10 protein-coding genes and 1 pseudogene are annotated in these 17,889 nt (G+C 44.0%); 1 reads left to right on the top strand and 10 read right to left on the bottom strand.

Features of this window, described 5'->3' with window-relative positions; all coding sequences use genetic code 11:
- Positions 1-5: 5 nt before the first annotated feature.
- The 9 genes from G6053_RS22465 to G6053_RS22505 form a co-directional block, all read right to left on the bottom strand.
- On the bottom strand, positions 6-1,277 hold the full coding sequence (locus G6053_RS22465; RefSeq protein ID WP_165308556.1) for a histidine-type phosphatase: 1,272 nt from the start codon (positions 1,275-1,277) through the stop codon (positions 6-8).
- Between the two features lie 59 nt (positions 1,278-1,336).
- The gene (locus G6053_RS22470) at positions 1,337-3,022 is read right to left on the bottom strand and encodes a RagB/SusD family nutrient uptake outer membrane protein (protein ID WP_165308557.1); all 1,686 of its coding nucleotides are present in this window, start codon (positions 3,020-3,022) and stop codon (positions 1,337-1,339) included.
- 20 nt (positions 3,023-3,042) lie between these two features.
- Positions 3,043-5,994, bottom strand: a complete 2,952-nt coding sequence (locus G6053_RS22475) for a TonB-dependent receptor (protein ID WP_165308558.1) — start codon at positions 5,992-5,994, stop codon at positions 3,043-3,045.
- Positions 5,995-6,216: 222 nt separating this feature from the next.
- The gene (locus tag G6053_RS22480; protein WP_165308559.1) at positions 6,217-7,836 is read right to left on the bottom strand and encodes a DUF6377 domain-containing protein; all 1,620 of its coding nucleotides are present in this window, start codon (positions 7,834-7,836) and stop codon (positions 6,217-6,219) included.
- 319 nt (positions 7,837-8,155) lie between these two features.
- Positions 8,156-9,307, bottom strand: coding sequence for a TlpA disulfide reductase family protein (locus tag G6053_RS22485; RefSeq protein WP_165308560.1), 1,152 nt, complete (start codon positions 9,305-9,307; stop codon positions 8,156-8,158).
- A 30-nt stretch (positions 9,308-9,337) separates the two neighbouring features.
- A complete protein-coding gene (locus tag G6053_RS22490; RefSeq protein WP_165308561.1) occupies positions 9,338-10,801 on the bottom strand; it encodes a RagB/SusD family nutrient uptake outer membrane protein in 1,464 nt (487 codons plus the stop codon).
- Between the two features lie 12 nt (positions 10,802-10,813).
- Positions 10,814-14,395, bottom strand: coding sequence for a SusC/RagA family TonB-linked outer membrane protein (locus G6053_RS22495; RefSeq protein ID WP_165308562.1), 3,582 nt, complete (start codon positions 14,393-14,395; stop codon positions 10,814-10,816).
- 178 nt (positions 14,396-14,573) lie between these two features.
- On the bottom strand, positions 14,574-15,710 hold the full coding sequence (locus tag G6053_RS22500; protein WP_165308563.1) for a FecR domain-containing protein: 1,137 nt from the start codon (positions 15,708-15,710) through the stop codon (positions 14,574-14,576).
- Positions 15,711-15,778: 68 nt separating this feature from the next.
- Positions 15,779-16,342, bottom strand: a complete 564-nt coding sequence (locus G6053_RS22505; RefSeq protein ID WP_165308564.1) for an RNA polymerase sigma-70 factor — start codon at positions 16,340-16,342, stop codon at positions 15,779-15,781.
- Positions 16,343-17,000: 658 nt separating this feature from the next.
- Here G6053_RS22505 and G6053_RS30955 point away from each other — a divergent pair.
- A pseudogene (locus G6053_RS30955) lies at positions 17,001-17,168 on the top strand (PepSY-associated TM helix domain-containing protein); the annotation flags it as partial.
- Here G6053_RS30955 and G6053_RS22520 read toward each other — a convergent pair.
- Positions 17,143-17,880: a hypothetical protein gene (locus tag G6053_RS22520; protein ID WP_165308567.1), complete on the bottom strand. Its 738-nt coding sequence runs from the start codon at positions 17,878-17,880 to the stop codon at positions 17,143-17,145. The pseudogene G6053_RS30955 and the gene G6053_RS22520 overlap by 26 nt on opposite strands.
- Positions 17,881-17,889 lie beyond the last annotated feature (9 nt).

The following is a 17,889-nucleotide window of genomic DNA, read 5'->3' on the forward strand; positions in this document are numbered from 1 at the left end:
TGGGGTTACAGCAAGGACTCGTAAAATTGCCGAAGGTCTTTCCATCTATAATGTACACCGTCAACTGTTTTAACCGGTGGAACCGTAATTTCATTTTCGTGGAGTAGAATTTTCACGAGAATATCATCCGGATTACCATCTTTCTTTCTAAAAAAGACGAATTGTATGTTTCCCGCCATTGGGGCAACTTTAAAATCACTCCAGGTCAGATACACTTCATTCGCATCCGAAACACTGCTATAGCAACCTTTCAGGTGCAGTAGCATCGCCAAAGGGATGATATTTCCGTCATGGGCAAATCGAAAATCAGCCCCTCTCCCTCCATTAGCAATGATCTGCGCTGCGCTATCCAAGATACTGCGCAACAAAGGCTTCGCATTCTCCATCATAATACCTTTGCTCAGCGCCGAATTGCCATCATTGAGGTAAGTTTTCAAATTTTTGCACTGCCAAAGGTCTACCAGCTCATCTTTGGTAAAGATGTCAAAGAAACTGATCTTGGTCTCCACATTCTGCATTCCTTCAGCAATGGCAAAAAGTCCCCACATGATCTTTTCGGCTGTCATTTCCTTTTCAACGGACTTGCTGTTCGTAAACAATGCCGCCATCATTCTTTGCGGTTTTACATGGGCTTTCTCAAATTTATTATACTCAGGTTTCCAAGTATCTTCTGCCGAACGGTAGGTAATAGCTTGCTTGGTATGGTGGTTGAGAAAACGTTGCCATTTCTCACCCGCGTTGCGATCAATATGTGTTTCAGGGCTAAACTCTTTGATGCGTTCACAAAATGCATCCATGCTCAGTACACAGCGGACCACGGTGGTAGCACAGGCCGTTACTTTGCTCTCAGCACCAAACAGTTCTGGGTAGCTGCCATACAGACGCGAAGCGATACCACGCTGCTCACGGACACCACGAGGGGAGAGATCGCCACCCCGCCACTGCACTTCCCTCCAAAGGATATTGAGCCTACCGAGAACCTCCCTACCCAATGGTGTTAATTCATTTTTTTGCGCCGCACGTTCAAAAATATCAATGATACTTTTATAATCTGTATCGCTGATGAGATAACGGGAACCATGTCTCCCCAAGTGACTCATATAAAAAGGAATATAACCGTCGGGAACCGGGCTTTGCGAACTGATTTCATGCTCGGGGTAGGCAAAGTGTACACCACCAGCCTTTTCAATCTGGTTGAACAGTTCGGCCTTTGTTGTCTGTGCTGTCGTCTGCTTTATTAAAATAAAGAGTACAAGAAAATAAATATATCTTATCATGCTATAAAAATTGTGTCTGTCTTATCAAATGCCCGTGAAATGTGGACAATATCGCGGACTTAATTAAAATCCGGATTCTGCTTTAGATTAGGATTAACGGTAAACTCGTCCTGTGGGATCGGAAATAAGTTGAATTTATCATCCACATCCTTACCCACATAATGTCCTGCCGCACCATCACTTCCTTTCCAGTCCCAATTGTACCCTTTGGTAAATTTGCCAAATCGGATCAAGTCTGTCCGTCTAACGGATTCGGTGTATAGCTCACGGGCACGTTCGTCAAGGATAAAATCCAAGTTCAGTTCAGCATCACTAATTCTTCCACTAGCTTCTGTACCGTAATTACCCGATAGGTAAGCACGGTCCCGAAGCTGATTGACATAATCCAATGCCTCCGTTCTAGTCCCTGCGGCCCCACGCAAAATAGCCTCCGCAGCCATCAGATAGGCATCCGCTGTACGGAACATGGGATAATCTACAGCGCTATAGGTAGTACCACCCTCTGCAAGGTCTTTGCGGTCTTTGGTGACATTGCGCCATTTGACAATGGCATAGCCATTATTAAAATCATTTTGGAATGCTTTGCCATCTAACCATGTTTCTTTGGTATGGCCGGGCGAAAAAAACTGGGCCCGCTTGTCCTTTTTGCTATCTCCCCAAGTATCGGTGGTGGTAAATGTTTGGTCAGTAGCCACAAATTTATCCAGCAGCTGTGTTTTTGCACGTACATTTCCCCAACCGCGCGCGCCTATCCCAGTCAAATAATAATTGCCCATCGCACCATTGACCAATGCTTTGATCAGAAAGTTGGTACCCGCACTATTGATCGTATTGTCCTGATCCTGTACCAATGGCCAGATGATCTCCTTGCATTTGTCGTTGTCAGCCAAAAAGATATGACGGTAATCGGATGCCAGAGGATAGGTACCCTCATCAATGATCTTCTTGGCATACGCATATGCCTTCGTGTACTCTTTAGTTCCTGACCATACTTCGGCATTCAGATATACCCTCGCCAACAAAAACCAAGCCGCTACCCGGTCAACCCGTCCATATTCATTCTCACCGGGGGATTTCATTATCGCCTGTACATCTTCAAGTTCGGAAACTACATAATCGTAGATTTCCTTGCGAGTTTTTTGCTTTGGAATAGCTCCCGTGGCCATTGTCTCATCGATAAAGGGCCCCGAGCCATACAAGTCACAGAGCATACTGTAGCAGTACGCGCGGAGGAAACGAATTTCAGCACGAAATGCATCCATATCATCTTTGAGCGCATCATAAACCGCTCTTTCTTTCAGTTTGCTTTCTGTTGCTTCACGGAGGAATTCATTGCAATAGCCAATGGTCATATATAGCCTATAGTAAGCATATTTGCTGATCATGGTCGACGGGTTCCAATTGACAAAAAGGAGATCCCGCGATCCCTGCGAACTTCCCGAATGCAAGGCTACTTCGTCTGTCGTACATTCCTGTAGATAAAACAAGGCTCTTGTATATCCACTATACCCCACATCCAATCCACCTAGATCACCATTGGCATCAGGCCCCTCCTGCCCATTCAAGATGAGCGAACCATAACATTTGGCCAGCACGCCTTTATAACCAGCAGCCGTTTTATAGACATCTTCATTGATCAATTGTCGATCGTTGAGTGGCAAGGTATCGAGATCTTTAAGACAAGAACTCAATATTCCGGATAGCATCAAAAGGCTACCTACATATATCATTATCCTGTGTTTCATGATTTTCATTCTTAAGGAGATTAAAAGCTAAGATTTAATGAGAGTGTATAGACGCGCGGACGTTGATACACATTGTTGTCAAGTCCATTGAAAAGCTCAGGATCCACACCGGAATACTTTGTAAAGAGCTTTACGTTCTGTACACTCAATGCAATGCGCAGTGTACTGCTGTCGTTCCAAAGATGGCGCAACGAGCGACCGAGGGTAATATTGTCGATCCGAAAAAATGCACCACTCTCCAAAAACAGATCGGAGAAATAGCGTTCCTGTACAAAACCTCTTTCCAATGCTTTCTGTGAAATATTGCTGGAAACACGTTCCGAGCTGAACAGATCCATCAGCGATTGACTTGCCTGCTGGTAGTTGAGCACATAGTTCCCAAAACTGCCATGCCCATTGATCCCCAAATCCCAATTTTTATAGTTCAATCGTGTGGAGAGTCCATAATAATACGGCACACGCGAACTTTTGCCCGTGATGTATTTGTTAGCATCCTGCTCGCTCGTCGTTATCGAACCATCTTTGGCGATATAACTTCCTTCTATCGCTTTGCCGTTGTCGTCATAAGCCTGTTTGAGTAGGAAAAAGGTGTTCGGTGTTTCGCCTACTTTCTGCACCTGAAAGTCATTCCTACTGATCGTTCCAGTCTTGACATAATTATCATCTGTATCGATGGTATTGAGTTTTTTTATCGTGGCATTACCATAAGTGAAGTTTGCATTGACTGTCCATTCAAGATCTTTTTTCTTGATCGGACTCCCTCCTAGGGCAAGTTCAATACCTTTACTTTCCATATCACCGATATTGGTCTCGATAATATTGGTAAAGTTGCTGCCGGCAGGAACTGCGATTTTATTCAAAAGGTCTTTGGTATAGCGCTGATAGATATCAAAGCTTCCGTACAAACGATTTTTAAAGAAGCCAACGTCCAGCCCCAAGTTATAGGTATCAGTCGTCTCCCATCGGATATTCGGATCGTATCCATTAGGTCGGTACATATTGAGCCAATTGTCTCCAAACAGGTATCTGGCCGCATTGCTAGATACCGAATAGGTTGACAGATAAGGATGGTAGCCACCGATCTCCTGCTGACCTGTCCGACCATAGCTCAATCTCAACTTTAAATCAGAGATTTTTTCCATGTTTTTTATAAAACCTTCCTCTGAGAGACGGTAAGCCAATGCCGCGGATGGAAAATACCCCCATCTATTATCCGGAGAGAAACGCGAGGATGCATCCGCCCGCAATGTACCTGTCAATAAAATCTTATCTGCAAAGGAATAATTGACCCTTCCAAAAAACGAGAGTAGGTAGAGAACATCTTCATCCGGAATAGAGGTATCTACGACATCTTTGACCACGCTTTTGGGATCGGTACTATACCAAAACCGTTGCCATTCGTAGCCTGCGGTCGCATCGATCTGGTGCCTGCCGGCAAACTTTTTCACATAGTTGGCATAGGCCGTGAGCATATAATTGGTATTCTTATCATTTTGTGTACTAAATATTCCCCTCCCGTCGTTACGGTTTGACGTGTACATCGACGGTGCATGATCCGGAATAGTCTCTTCATAATCCCGTTTGCGGACATCATAGCCCAGATTGAGGTTTAGTCTCAGTTCTTCAAAGCCATGTATTTTATAATCCAGAGCGATATTACCGATAGACCGTTTGATTCGGTCGAGCTTATCGGACAAAAAAAGATCTGCCACAGGATTGCTTGGTGCGAGTGTAATCGGCGTGCTTTCATTCCGCCATACATAATAACCCAATCCCACTTGCTCAGGATACTCCTCAAACACCGGTCGTGTAGGATCAAATGAGATCGCACTTCCGATCACGCCTGTGGAAATAGGGCGTTCACGCTCTAGGCTTCCTTTGAGATTCAGATCGACAGATAGGTGTTTATTCAAAAATTTGGGCGAAATGCCAAATCCTAAGTTTGTCCGTTTGTAATTGTTCTCTTTGATAATACCATTCTGATTGGTATATCCACCCGATATACGGTATGGAGTACCCACAGTATTGCCAGTTAAGGATATATTGTGGTCATTACCAAAGGCCGTACGATAGATTTGCTTTTGCCAATCGGTAGATGCTGCCCCCAGCTGAAAATCTGCTGGCGCATTTGCTTTCTCTGCAAAAGCCTTACGGTACTCGTCTGCAGAAAGCACATCATAATAACTTGCTACCCTATTCAAGGTAAAATTGCTGCTGTAATTGAACTGCGGTTTTGACTGCCCCAGTGTACCTTTTTTGGTCGTGATAATGACCACACCATTTGATGCCCTTGAACCATAGATTGCCGTAGCTGAGGCATCTTTTAATACAGTAAAAGTCTCAATATCGCCCGGATTAATCGATCTCAGTGGCGATCCACTGCTAATGGGAACCCCGTCGATCACGATCAGTGGATCATTGGATGCCGATAAGGAAGCCCCCATCCGAATCCGGATAGTCCCTTCACTACCGGGGGCACCGCTTCCGGGAACAATATTGACACCTGCAATTTTCCCGACCAGGGCATCCTGCGGTGTCACCTGGACCCCTTTGTTTAACTGATCCGGCTTAAGGCTGGCTACTGCCCCCGTGGCATCCGTTTTTTTGACCTGACCATAACCGATCACCAGCACCTCTTCTAGTTCCTGATCGACAGGTTCCAGATAGATATCAGTCTGAGCACGGCCGTCAAATTCTATTTCCTGTTTTTGAAAACCTACATAGGAGATGATAAGCGTCACCTTTTCTCCAGCTTTAAGCTGATAATTTCCTTTTTCATCCGTGAGGATAGTACGATCTTGTCCCTTGATTTTAATATTTGCCCCGACGATTGCCTTTCCTGTCGACCGATTGAAAACGGTACCTTTAACCGTAGGCATCTCTTGTCCTATCGTCTGTTGCAAAACGAAAAAATAGCTGACAAGAAAAATTAGAAAAGTGAGCAGATTTTTCCGCTGTTTCAACTGTATCATAATTGTCTATAATTGGTAAATGACTGAGCAATGGGACATCCCTTGCTTGACAGGTCAAAGTTAGACCGAGACAGTTGCAATTAAAATAGAAGTAGATTCAGAAAGTAGATTAACAACAGAATAAATAAAATATAAAAAACTAAAAAACAATATATTACAAAAAATAAACACTAAAAATAAAGTAGACAAAATGTATCATCAGAGTAGGCAATCTCTTCGGGATCACCGTCCGATCTGCTCCATTTTGAGCAAAAAATCCTCCTTATTAACCACCAATTTGTTCATAATTTTCCGTTTGTAATTATAAACTGTCTGTGGCGAATAATGCAGAAAATTTGCGATACGGCTACTATCCGGAATCCCCATTCTCATCAGCGCAAAAACGCGCAACTCGGGCGTAAGACAATCATCCGATTTGGGCTGGATCTGTTCTTCAGGTTTGAGCAGCTGATTGAAGTCAGTGATAAATCGAGGATATATACTCAGGAAAACCGCATCAAAATTCTGAAAGAAATCTTTGACTTCATTAGAGACCAGATTAGTGTCACCAGTATCCGACAAAGCCTGCTGTATCTGGCCAGCCCTGAGCTTCTTGTGCAGGTTGACCCGATAGCTTTCGAGTTTGTTGATGTACGACGAGCATAAGTTGAAGACATAGCCGATATAGGTCTCTTTGACGTGGTCAGATTCGGAAAGCTTGGTATTCAGATCACGAAGCGTGACATTGATCCCTAATAATTCATCGTTTTTACTTTTTATAATCTTTTTAGTTGCAGAGATCCGCTTGAGCTGTAGGTAAATGAGGATACTACTCGCTAGTAAGATCACCGACAATACCGATATTAATACCAAATAGTTGAATAACGTACTCTTCTCCGCTTCCATTTTTTTATCGTATGACGCTACAATAATAGGAAGAGCCTCTGTAATTTCTATCATCCGAAACCGGGCGCGGGCAAAGGAAGCATCTTCCATGGCGCATCGAATATAGGCGTAGGCCCTATCCACTTGTCCTTCCTCGTACAATAAGACAGCCAGTTCACGCAGAGCCACATAACTCTTGGCTGCTCTTCGGATGTCAATCAGGGCCGCGAGCGCCAGATACTTTTTTTGTTCAGCTACATCGCCCAGTTTTTCATAAGTCTTTGCAAAACGATAAGCAATACTGGCTTTCTGTGCATTTTCTTGCCCGGGAAGGCTTCCAATGGGCTTTAATACAAGCAGTGCCTCTCTAAAGTCCCCTTTTTCCAGCAATTTATCATTATAAGTCAGCCGATAGGCTATGCTCTGTGCATCGTACACCTGTAGGAGTGAATCCTTATAACGGCTAATAAGAGTATTATACTGTTTCTTTTCGTCATCCAGTGATGCATTATTGAATAACAGCGTATAAATGGAGTGGTAGAGGTGATAGTAATAGCCCCATTGATCTTTCTTTAATTGGGATTTATCGATTTTGTCCATGCAATCAAAGGTCTCTTTATAGATGCCCATTTTTCCCATGATCTCGGCAATGTTCATTTGTGACTGTAGCTCAAGTTGTTTATCATGCAGCTGCTGCGCAACCGTCAATTTCATCCGGGCAGCAGCAATAGCCGAGTCGAGGTTGTAGTGTTTATAAGCATCAAAGAGCTTATCCGTATAATTGAATTTGTCAAATAAGTCGCGGCTATTATCGAGTGCCTGTTTTAGTTCTTTCAGCTCTCGTTCTTTTTTATCCGAAAATTCCTTTCGCTGCACTATCGTTTTATCAAGTACCTGCAACAATGAATCTACATTTTCCCCTGCAAGAACCGGGGATAACGCTATGGACAATAAAACCAGAAGAATAATTTTTTTCATGATAAAGGCTTAAAAAAGGGTAGACTAATATCTGCCGTATCCCGACTAGACCAAAACTACAGTTATTGTTGTTAAATAAAAATATTCCTCTAATTTTTAATCTCCTCAAATTTATAATAGTTTTTCCAAGGTCCAGATATGTAGTTTTGAACCATATTTATCCTGAAGATCGTCTTATCGTGGATCAGGTACTGTGCAATTTACGAAATGCCACTGCCGATGAAAATTTCAGTTTTACCTGCAGGGTACAAAAAGCAGGACAAAAATGTAACAAGTAAACGCCTAAGGTTTTTAGACTCAGGCGTTTGGATTATCGGGCTTATTTCCAGTTTTTGATGATTTCACTCATCTTGTCAAAGGAAGTTTCGCCGCCGCCCGTACTGCGGTAGACGATCTTGCCATTGGGATCCACGAGGATCTTTGTCGGAAATCCGGTGACATTCAGACGCAGGACAAAATTGTTGCTACCTTTGTCGTTCAATATTTGTACCCAGTTGAGGTCGTGCTGTTCGATGGCTTTGCGCCAGCTCTCATTTTTATCCGACGCGATGCCTAGCACACGCAGCTGATCGGGATAACTGTCTCTCAGTTTTTTCAGATCAGGCACATCGGCCATACATGGGCCACACCATGAGCCCCAAAAATCGATGAGATAAAATTTGCCTTTCCAGTTGTTTGAATCGAATGTCTTCCCAGCATAGGTATTGCTACTGTTGATCTGGAATATGGACTTGCCTACATCGTATTTGCTGCCCGCTACACGATTCTTTAAAGAGGTATAGAAAGGAGAGCTTCGGTATACCTTATCTACGGTAGGTAACAGCGCCTCCACAGTCTCGATCGTTACAATCTCCCTGACCAGCATATCTTCAAGGTAATACAGGCCGGCTACAGACGAAACATGCTTCTTTAGAAAGTCGTTCACGTATTTAGCTGCCTGGGCATCGATCTGTTCTTGCTCGGCTGTAAGACGTTTGTTTTGCACCACATCTGAAGTGTCTTTTGCCAATTTCAGCTCGATATTAGCCGATCTATTCAACAGTGGATGGTAGCCCTTATTTAGCTTACTGATGATACTGTTTTCTTTATCCCCACTAGGATATACCTCCGCAAAGTCGGATAGCTTTCCTTTGAGTAATATCTTGCCACCCGGCATGGCCACAAACCAGATGGATTGGCTTTTGACAGGGATATAACCTCGGTCGACACGCTTGTAAAGTGCTTCGGTCGGAAGCGTGAGCCGTATGATTAATGGCATAGAAGTCGTATCCTGATAGAATATCTGCCCGTTTTTAGTGCTGCCTTTTTTGAAATAGACATCGGTCACGCCATTCCAGATGGTCATGTTATAAGTGCTGTCCTTAAAGTCAGCGATCTGGGAGGTCACCGTAAAAGTTTTGCTCTGTCCGAAGCTATGCAAGCTGCTGGCTACCAGCAGGCCTATTAGGACGAATAATTTTCTTAGTTTCATGATCGAATTGATTAGCTAAATAATAGTTTTTTAGTATGGATTCTGTTGTATCTGTCCCTTGCTGGCATCTATTTCGACACCATTGATAGGTACGACCAGATGCTTGCTTTCCAAGGTATAGGTTTTGGGTGTATTGAGGTCGACGCCTGTTGTACTGACCTGATAGAAGTCTCTTCTTACAGTGATATTATCCGCGGCATAGTCATTGACACTAAATCGACGTATATCGTACCAGCGCATCACAAACGGAAGTTCACGGCGTCGCTCGGCGAGCACTTGTTTGATGGCTTCGTCTTTGTTATTGGCAGTCAGCGCCACATAGCTAGACATGCGTTTTTGACGCAGGGTATTGACCGTCAATAACGCATTCTGAACATCCCCTTTACGGGCCAGCACCTCGGCTTTGTTAAGAAGCATCTCCGCTCTTGTAGGACCCGAAACCAAAGTGCTACCATCGGTAAACATGGTGTACCGATACGCAGCCGGTGTCACGACACTGAAACGTCGGCCTCCATTAGGGATCATCAGGTGTTTGTAACGGAGGTCGTTGGTCTGATCGTAGAGGGCCACCAATGCGCTGCTCGGAATATACCATTGTGTACCTGTGTATTGAAAGCGGCTGTAATAAAGTTCGCTCCAATAGAGGTATTTTGCCGCGTTCCAGTCATTTAACTCACAGTACCTGAGCGTTGCGGCCGGATTGCTGTAGGAGACGCTTCTGCCCGGAAGTAAGGTATTATAGTCGACTAAAGTTACGGTGCCCGACTCTAGTGCTTTGTTTGATTCGGCCAAACTCTTATCATAGTCGCCAGTGAATAGGTAATACCGGCTCATGAAAGCGGAAATAGCTTTTTGGCTCACACGCCAGGCCTTTCTAGGATCGACATCGGCTTCGGCTACGTTCTTCGCTTCTTGAATATCGGCCAGGATAAAATCGTAGGTTTCTTTCAATGTTGCCCGTTTTAAGGATTCCTCGTAATCCACGCTACGCTTTAGGGGAAGTCCTAAGCTATTCATATTCGCCGCAGTGTATGGCGCACAATAGTTGTTGACAAGGGTCCAATAAGACATCGCCCGAATAAAATGAGCATCTGCTTTTACCCGTATGCGACTGGCCTCATCACCGCTCACCAGGTCTATGTTTTTTAAAATGACATTTGCGGTGAAGATCTTTTTATATTCTCCGGTCCACAACTCGTCCGTAGCGAGGTTTTCAATACCCTCCGGAGAGGATACATAACGTTGGAGGTTGTCGACAGTGAATGCCGTAACATTATTTTTGTACAGCTCCTTGCTGATCTCGGTGTCATCAGTAGCGTAGGTGGCTGCGTAATTCTCTTCTCTGGAAAATACAGTCGCATTATCTACTAAGGCCTCCAACTGATCGACGGTTTTGATACTGGCCTGTTTTTTAGGTTCTTCGGATAAGTATTTTTTGCAGCTTGCGGTCGATAGCATCGCAGCGGCAAGCCCTATATATGTGAACACTCTCATGTCTGTCTGTTATTAAAATTGAAAATTGATACCAAATGTATAACTCTGTGCAGGACGCATCGTGCCTGGTAACCAATCCGGATTGTACCCCTTAGCGTTGGCACGCCAGATCAAGCCTAGGTCACGGGCCTGCACGAATAGGTTGACATTGTTCAGGCGGATGGCTTCCGTCCAGCGGTTGGACAGTTTGTACCCTAAGCTAAGCTCCTTAAATTCAATATAAGATGATTTTTCGACCTGGCTGCTCAAAGCCTCACTGTAGCGGTTCCAAAGGTATAGTTTGGTCTCATCCGGCCGTGCAAATCCTGGAATATCCGGATTTCCGGCAAGCACATCATTAACATACTTATTGACGAAAGTCTTGTCCGACCCTACAAGTGACGCGTAGTTGAAGGTAGGATTGCGGTATACCCCTCCCATCTTGCCCAATAGGATAAACATGATGTTGAAGTTGCCTACCTGTACAGTATTGGTCCAGCCCAGTGTATGTGGCGGTACGTTTGTACCCATATAGTGAAGGAAGGGAAGTCCTAGGCCCCTGTTGTAAATAGAGACATCATTAAATGTCTGCGGGCTATTGTTTGGCCCGGCCACGTGCGGTACACCATCGATCATGCCGATATAATCGAATGCGTAAACCGAACCAACGGGGCGGCCTTCGACGAAAGCCCCAGAGATCAACTGATAGGTATAGAGCGACGGATTGTACAGCGCATCAATATTGTTGGCATTGTAAGCGTAGTTGAAATTTGTGCTGTACTGAATATTCTTGGCTATCGCCAAATTGGTACCCAAAGCGAGCTCAAATCCTTTGTTGGTGATCTCGGCATTGTTAAATTTCTGCGATTTGGTTCCGGTCGCTGTAGGCAGCGCAATCTGTCCAATAATACCCGAACCTTTTTTGCGGTATAGGTCCAATGAACCGAAGAACTTGCTCTTGAAAAAGGAGAAGTCGATTCCGAAGTTGGTCGAAGCGGTTTTTTCCCAGCGCAGTCTCGGGTTTCCGTTATCGGCAATGGTAGCGGTAATGGTTCCTGTTGAGGTATTTAAGCTCCCGCCCACATTGAGCAAGGTCGCTGTGGAAGTCGAATTTTCCATGTTGCCGTTTTTCCCGTAGGTTAGGCGCATCTCCAGGCGGTCTACCGCGTCCTGTGCCGCCATAAAGTTTTCTTTGGCGACATTCCATTTGGCACCCACAGACCACAGCGGTGACCAACGCAGCTTGGGGTCGTCTGTAATGAAATTGGATGCATCGCTCCGTATGCTACCCGATAGGGTGTAACGGCTGAGATAGGTATAAGCCGCATTTCCATAAAGAGAGATGAACTTGTTTTTCTGCCATCTGAATGTTGTGTTGCCCCCCGGAATGGTGGTTGGGGAACCTTCAAAATCGGTAAACTGGTCTACCGAGCTGCCGTAACCGTAAGGCGGTGTCGTGGCCTGGAGCTTATCACCATAGTAGCCATATACAGCCGGGTTGATCGTGCCTTTTGTCAGGTACTGGGACATTTCCATACCCCCTATAGCCGAGATATGATGATCAGAACCGAAAACCCGGTCAAAATTCAATTGATTTCTAAAGACAAAACTCTGTATGTCCTCCTGCCCCAGTTCTTCAGCATTGAAGCCATCTTCGTATTGTACCATTCCACGTCTCAGGATTCCGCCTTTAGGGATATAAGCCTTACCTACAGTCTTGGTGCCATCGTCGTACTGTGTTTTGCTATTGATCAGACTCCGTACGTAGAAGGTACTCTCATCATAGATACGCTCGCGATCGATCTTGTTTCGCTCATATTGAAACTTAGTATCGAAAGTAAGCCCCGGAATAATCTTTAGATTAAATCCGGTCTGTAAGCGGGCATTGATGCGCTCATCGGTAAAATCGCGGCCACGTACTTCGCGTAGCAGGTTGTACGACCAATCTGAATAGGTAAATTTTCCTGTAGGGATCAGTCCCAGCTGCTCGCGGTTATAGTCTTTTAGATTGACCCCGTAGCTACCGTCTTGGTTCAATAGAAGTTCATAAGGCGATAGTTGCTCTATTTCTGCAATGGTAGCACCGCCGTACTGTTGTTTTTTATACTGCAGGTTGGCGCCTAGGTTGAACTTTAAGAAAGAGGTAATGTTGAAATCGTTGTTGAAATTCAAGTTGAAACGGTCATAACCATTTTTCTGAAAGGAGCCTTTCCTGTTTTCATACAGGACAGAAGTATAGTTGCGTACACGCTCGTTGCCTGCCTGCAAATTGACATTGTATTGATTGAGTACGGCTCTTTGCGTCAGCAGGTCCCGGAGCTGACTCCGATTGTCGATTTTGCTCAATCTGTCTAGCTCGGCGTTCATTTCGGCTGTAGACATTGTGCCATATTGATTGGCGTATAGCGCTTCCTGCGCCAATGTCAACGAATTGGTAATATCACCAAACGAATTCGCATAAGGGTAGAAAGTCCAGTTGTTTTCGTAGGCCTTGCGTTCGTAGGCAACATGATCGGCCGAATTGGCCCGGGTAAGGATGTAGTTTAGGTCTGGTCTCCGCGATATTCTAGAAAATGCACTCCCCTGGATCGTGAGTCTGTTGTCGCTTTTTGCTTTTTTGGTGACAATAACAATAACACCATTGGCGGCACGCGCACCCCAGATGGATGCCGCTGCGGCATCTTTCAGTACCGTGACGGATTCGACATCATTGGGGTTGATATCCGAGAAGTTGCTACTGGATATCGGGAAGCCATCCACCACGATCAGTGGTTTACTATCGGCATAAAGGGTGCTATTGCCCCGGATCAGAAAGTCTACACTGCCGTCTTCATTTTCCTTGGCCTGCATACCGGCTACTGTACCCTGTAAAGCACTGGAAAGATTGGATGTAGGACGCTTGCCCAGTACAGATTGTCCGACTTGACTGAATGATCCTGTAGCCCGTTCTTTCGAAATAGTCTGATATCCTGTACTGACCGTGATATCGACAGCATCCAATGTCGATAAACTGGGAGTCAGCTGGATCAGCCCCATGGTTTCTCTGGCTTTGAGGGTGAGGGGCTCATAACCGACGTAGGATACCAAAATCATGGCATCTCTATCGGATACCTGAAGGCTGAACGTACCGTCTTTGCCTGTTGTGGTTGTATTATCGCTCTGAATCACGCGGATGGAAGCACCGGATAAGTTCTCCAAATGTTCATTAACGACTCTACCTCTGATGACGAATTGCTGCATAGCTGCTGCACCCTCAGTCTTTGGTTTTAATGCTATAATATCGGTATCTATACGATACGCAATATCGGTATTTTTAAAAATCTGATTTAGGACGTCAACTAACGGAGCATCTTTTACGGTCAGGCTGAGACCGTTGACTTTTTTGATCAGTTGTGCATCTCCAATAAAATCGTAACCACTTTGTTTGCGGATTTTATTGATAATATGCTCTAAAGAAGCATTTTTTTCGCTTAGCGTTATTTTTTGAGCAAAGCCACTGGCATATACCTGGCAAAGGCCGAATGTCAGTAGCATAATGATAAGTTTCATCACGACGAGCGTTTTGCGGAGGATATAGACAGGCGTCTCCCTCCATTTTTCAAGGTAAAAATTCATACATTTGAGTAATTTGGGTTAGATGTTATTGTTAGTTTGTTGGAATTAATGATCGGGGCCCAAAAATCGACCGGATGTGTTCGCAGCACATTCGGTTTTTTTATGCCCGATTTTAGTTTTTACTAGGTAGGGTGTTTCATCATTTCTGCTTTAAAAAGATTAATATTATTTTATTTGGTTAGGATGTGACGGTAATCTTTCGTCCCGTACGTTTGAATTTAACATTGGCCGCCGCCTCCAATGCACGTAGTACAGCGGATAGGTTACGGGATCTGGATACAGCACCAATATAGGTCTTCTTGGAAGGCGTCTTTTCATAAATGAATTCGACATCGTACCAGCGTTCTATCTTGGTCAGGATGCTGGGTAAGGTTTCGTTATCAAAATTAAAATAGCCGTTTTTCCATGCTAAAGCATGCTCGGTATTGATATGGGCTAGCTGTATCTGTTCAGTATCTTCCTCAATTGTACTTTGTTGACCGGGTTTTAGTAAGACCGAACGGCTATTGGCAATCCTATTTACTTTAACAGAGCCTTCTAATAGTGTGGTTACCGTGGATTCGGATTCGTAAGCGGATATGTTAAAATGTGTACCCAGTACTTCTATGGTTTGCTCTTGACTGCGTACTTTAAAGGGCTGTTGTTTATTGGGGGCCACTTCAAAGTAAGCTTCACCGAGTAATTCTACCACGCGCTCTTTGCCGTCGAATCTGGACGGAAATTTTAAGGAGGAACAGGCATTAAGCCATACTTTGGTCCCGTCTGAGAGTACGATATTGTATGCTCCGGTCCTGGGGGTTTGTAGTGTATGAAATATGGGCGCTTCGGATAATGAAGTAGTACCGAAACCCTGCCGTACGTCCGGACCGTCGACATAACTGATGTTTGCTCCCACGCGGATGGTATTCCTATTTTCACTTAATTGGATGGCACTTCCGTCGCTGCTCAATAAAATAGCTTTGTTGCCTCCCGGCCGGATATCAACCTGTTGCGAAGTATCCTTGTCTATGGGTATCGTCTCGGATTGTCTAATGGAAAAGTAGCTGACACCTAGCAATAAGACTAAGGACGCTGCAATCGCACTTATTTTAAGCATCTGATTCTTCCTTCTTATCCGCTTGATATTAGTGTAGATATCGGAGTCTATTTTGTTTTTTACTTCTTCCTGAACACGCTTTATATCCTCCGGATCTACGGTATATCGGCTTTCTTTGAGTTGTTGAAGATGCCAGGTTTCCACCCAAGATTTCTCTTCTTCGGAACAGATGCCTAAGCGGTAACGTTCAAGAATTTCTTTTGCGTTTTTGGTCTCCATGATAACAAAGGTTTAATACGTTTCTTTGTTATATGTAGGTTAAAGAGTAGAAAAGTAGTAGATGGAATTTAAAAAAAAGTAAAAAACAGCAATGTAAATTTTGAACGCATGATTTTCAAGGCGTTACTGACCTGTTTACGTACAGTATTTAGGGAAACATTGCTTTGTTTTGCAATTTCTTCATAGCTTTTTTCTTGCTGACGGCTCAGGATGAATATCTCGCGCATCTTGGGCGGAAGATTCATGATTTCTTTTTCGATCTGTTGTTGCAGTTCTTTTTCGAGGAGGTAGTTGTCAGTCGAATATTCTCCCTGATCTAAAAAATGCTGTAGCGAATCTGCATAGCCCTTTCTAACCTTTTGCTTATCGATATAGTCGAATAACTGGAAACGCACCGCCGCATAGATGTAAGAAGAAAAACTCGTGTTTATTTCCAGCGAAGTTTTTGACCAGAGGGAAACAAATACATCCTGAAGAATATCCTTGACAACCTCTTCGTCGGATATGATTTTATGGGCATAGATAAATAACAGCGGGAAATATCGTTCATATAGGTGGCCAAACGCTTGTTCATCTTTTTTTAAAACAAGTGCTAGCAATTCTTTATCCGATAAATCTGTTTGGCAATACATTCGTTAGTCAGAACCTGAAATCAAACTTACGTTAAAATTGACAAATTACAAATTCTCAGGTTGTGATTTATGGGTGTTAACTAGGTGAAGGGAATTCACTTGCGTCCTCAGCGATGAAGAAATGGCGGTTTTTTACGATGGCGCGATTGCCATGTTTAAATCGCATAATTTTAAGTGGAACGACGAAGAAATTGCAATCGATAAAAAGTAATGCTGCTCTCCGGATAATTTTGTATTTTCCCTTGCACAAAAGGCCGCAAAAAATACCAGCTGCCTGTCCGCGATAACGCAAGACAAACAATGGAGTTATATGGGAGGTTTATGAACCTATGCCGTCAATTGATCATCTACAGGAGCTCCTGACTGAAATCGGCATTGATGGTATCGCTGTTTCTTTGAACAATAAGGAAACCTATGTCGCCGACCTAGGCTGTTCATCCAGAAATTGTAAATTACAAACATTTAAAATCTCCCGAAACCTACCCTGAGGCATTATTCTTTCGAAGAAGACTGTACTACTTTTGGTTTAACGCCGAAATGCTTCTTGAACCTCGCTGAGAAATGCGCAGGATTGTTATAACCTAAAAAGCGTGAAATTTCATTTATTGGCCGATCGTCCTGTGTAAGTAGCGTCTGGCTACAAAATGATAAAACATTAGGCATGAAATGGAGAAATTCCAATTACGACATTCATGTCGGAAAAATAGCCGGGAGGACAGGTATGTGGATCGCATTTATAGCAAGCTTAATCTGCGCCTCCCTGCCGGTTACAGGCTTCTACATCTGGTATGGCCGAAAATTTAAGAAGAAAAATAGGCATCCATAAGATTCTTCCTTTCCATGGTAGCAACGTTGATATATTCAAACTTTTTATACTGACAGAATGATCCCATATCCTTATCTCCATTGATAAAGATACCACCTACCAGAATCACATATTTGCAGGGGTATCGGGTTTCTTTTACCAATACTTCGATGCGTTCATCTATCGCTTCATACATGACTTCTGTCGCTTCAAAAATTTGGTTCTCCGCATTCAGTATTCTTTCTTTACTGTGGAGAAAAATCTGCTCAATGGTATTCATCTGAAAATCCAGCGAAGTGATATTTCCTTCAATGATCTGTCCGGCGGCCAGTTTGGCAAGAGCGCCTTTTGCTGCCCCACAGCAGGCAGAATTGGCGGCCTGTCCTATTCTGCTGATCTCCCCTATCTGCCCATCCCGGGTAATCCCGATGTGCGGCGCATAAAAAATGATTACAGCCCCATCTTCAGGGACATGGTGCGCAAATGCTCCCATCCCTGTCAGTCCGGCAAAAGGAAAACCGTCTAGTCCGCCCAGGTGAAATGGACCGAGCATTTCATAGGCTCTAGGTGGATATTGTATGGCATTGACGTCGTCACAGCACATACTGTCTGCATGCATCAACTGCTTAGGTTTTAATTCCAGGTATTTTTCAATCGTGTCCAATAAACGATTGACCGTATCAATAGACGTTAAGGCCTTTGGATACCATTTTCTTACCGATTCTATACTCATAATTTTATT

The sequence above is a fragment of the Sphingobacterium sp. DR205 genome, from assembly GCF_011064245.1.
Lineage (GTDB): Bacteria > Bacteroidota > Bacteroidia > Sphingobacteriales > Sphingobacteriaceae > Sphingobacterium > Sphingobacterium athyrii.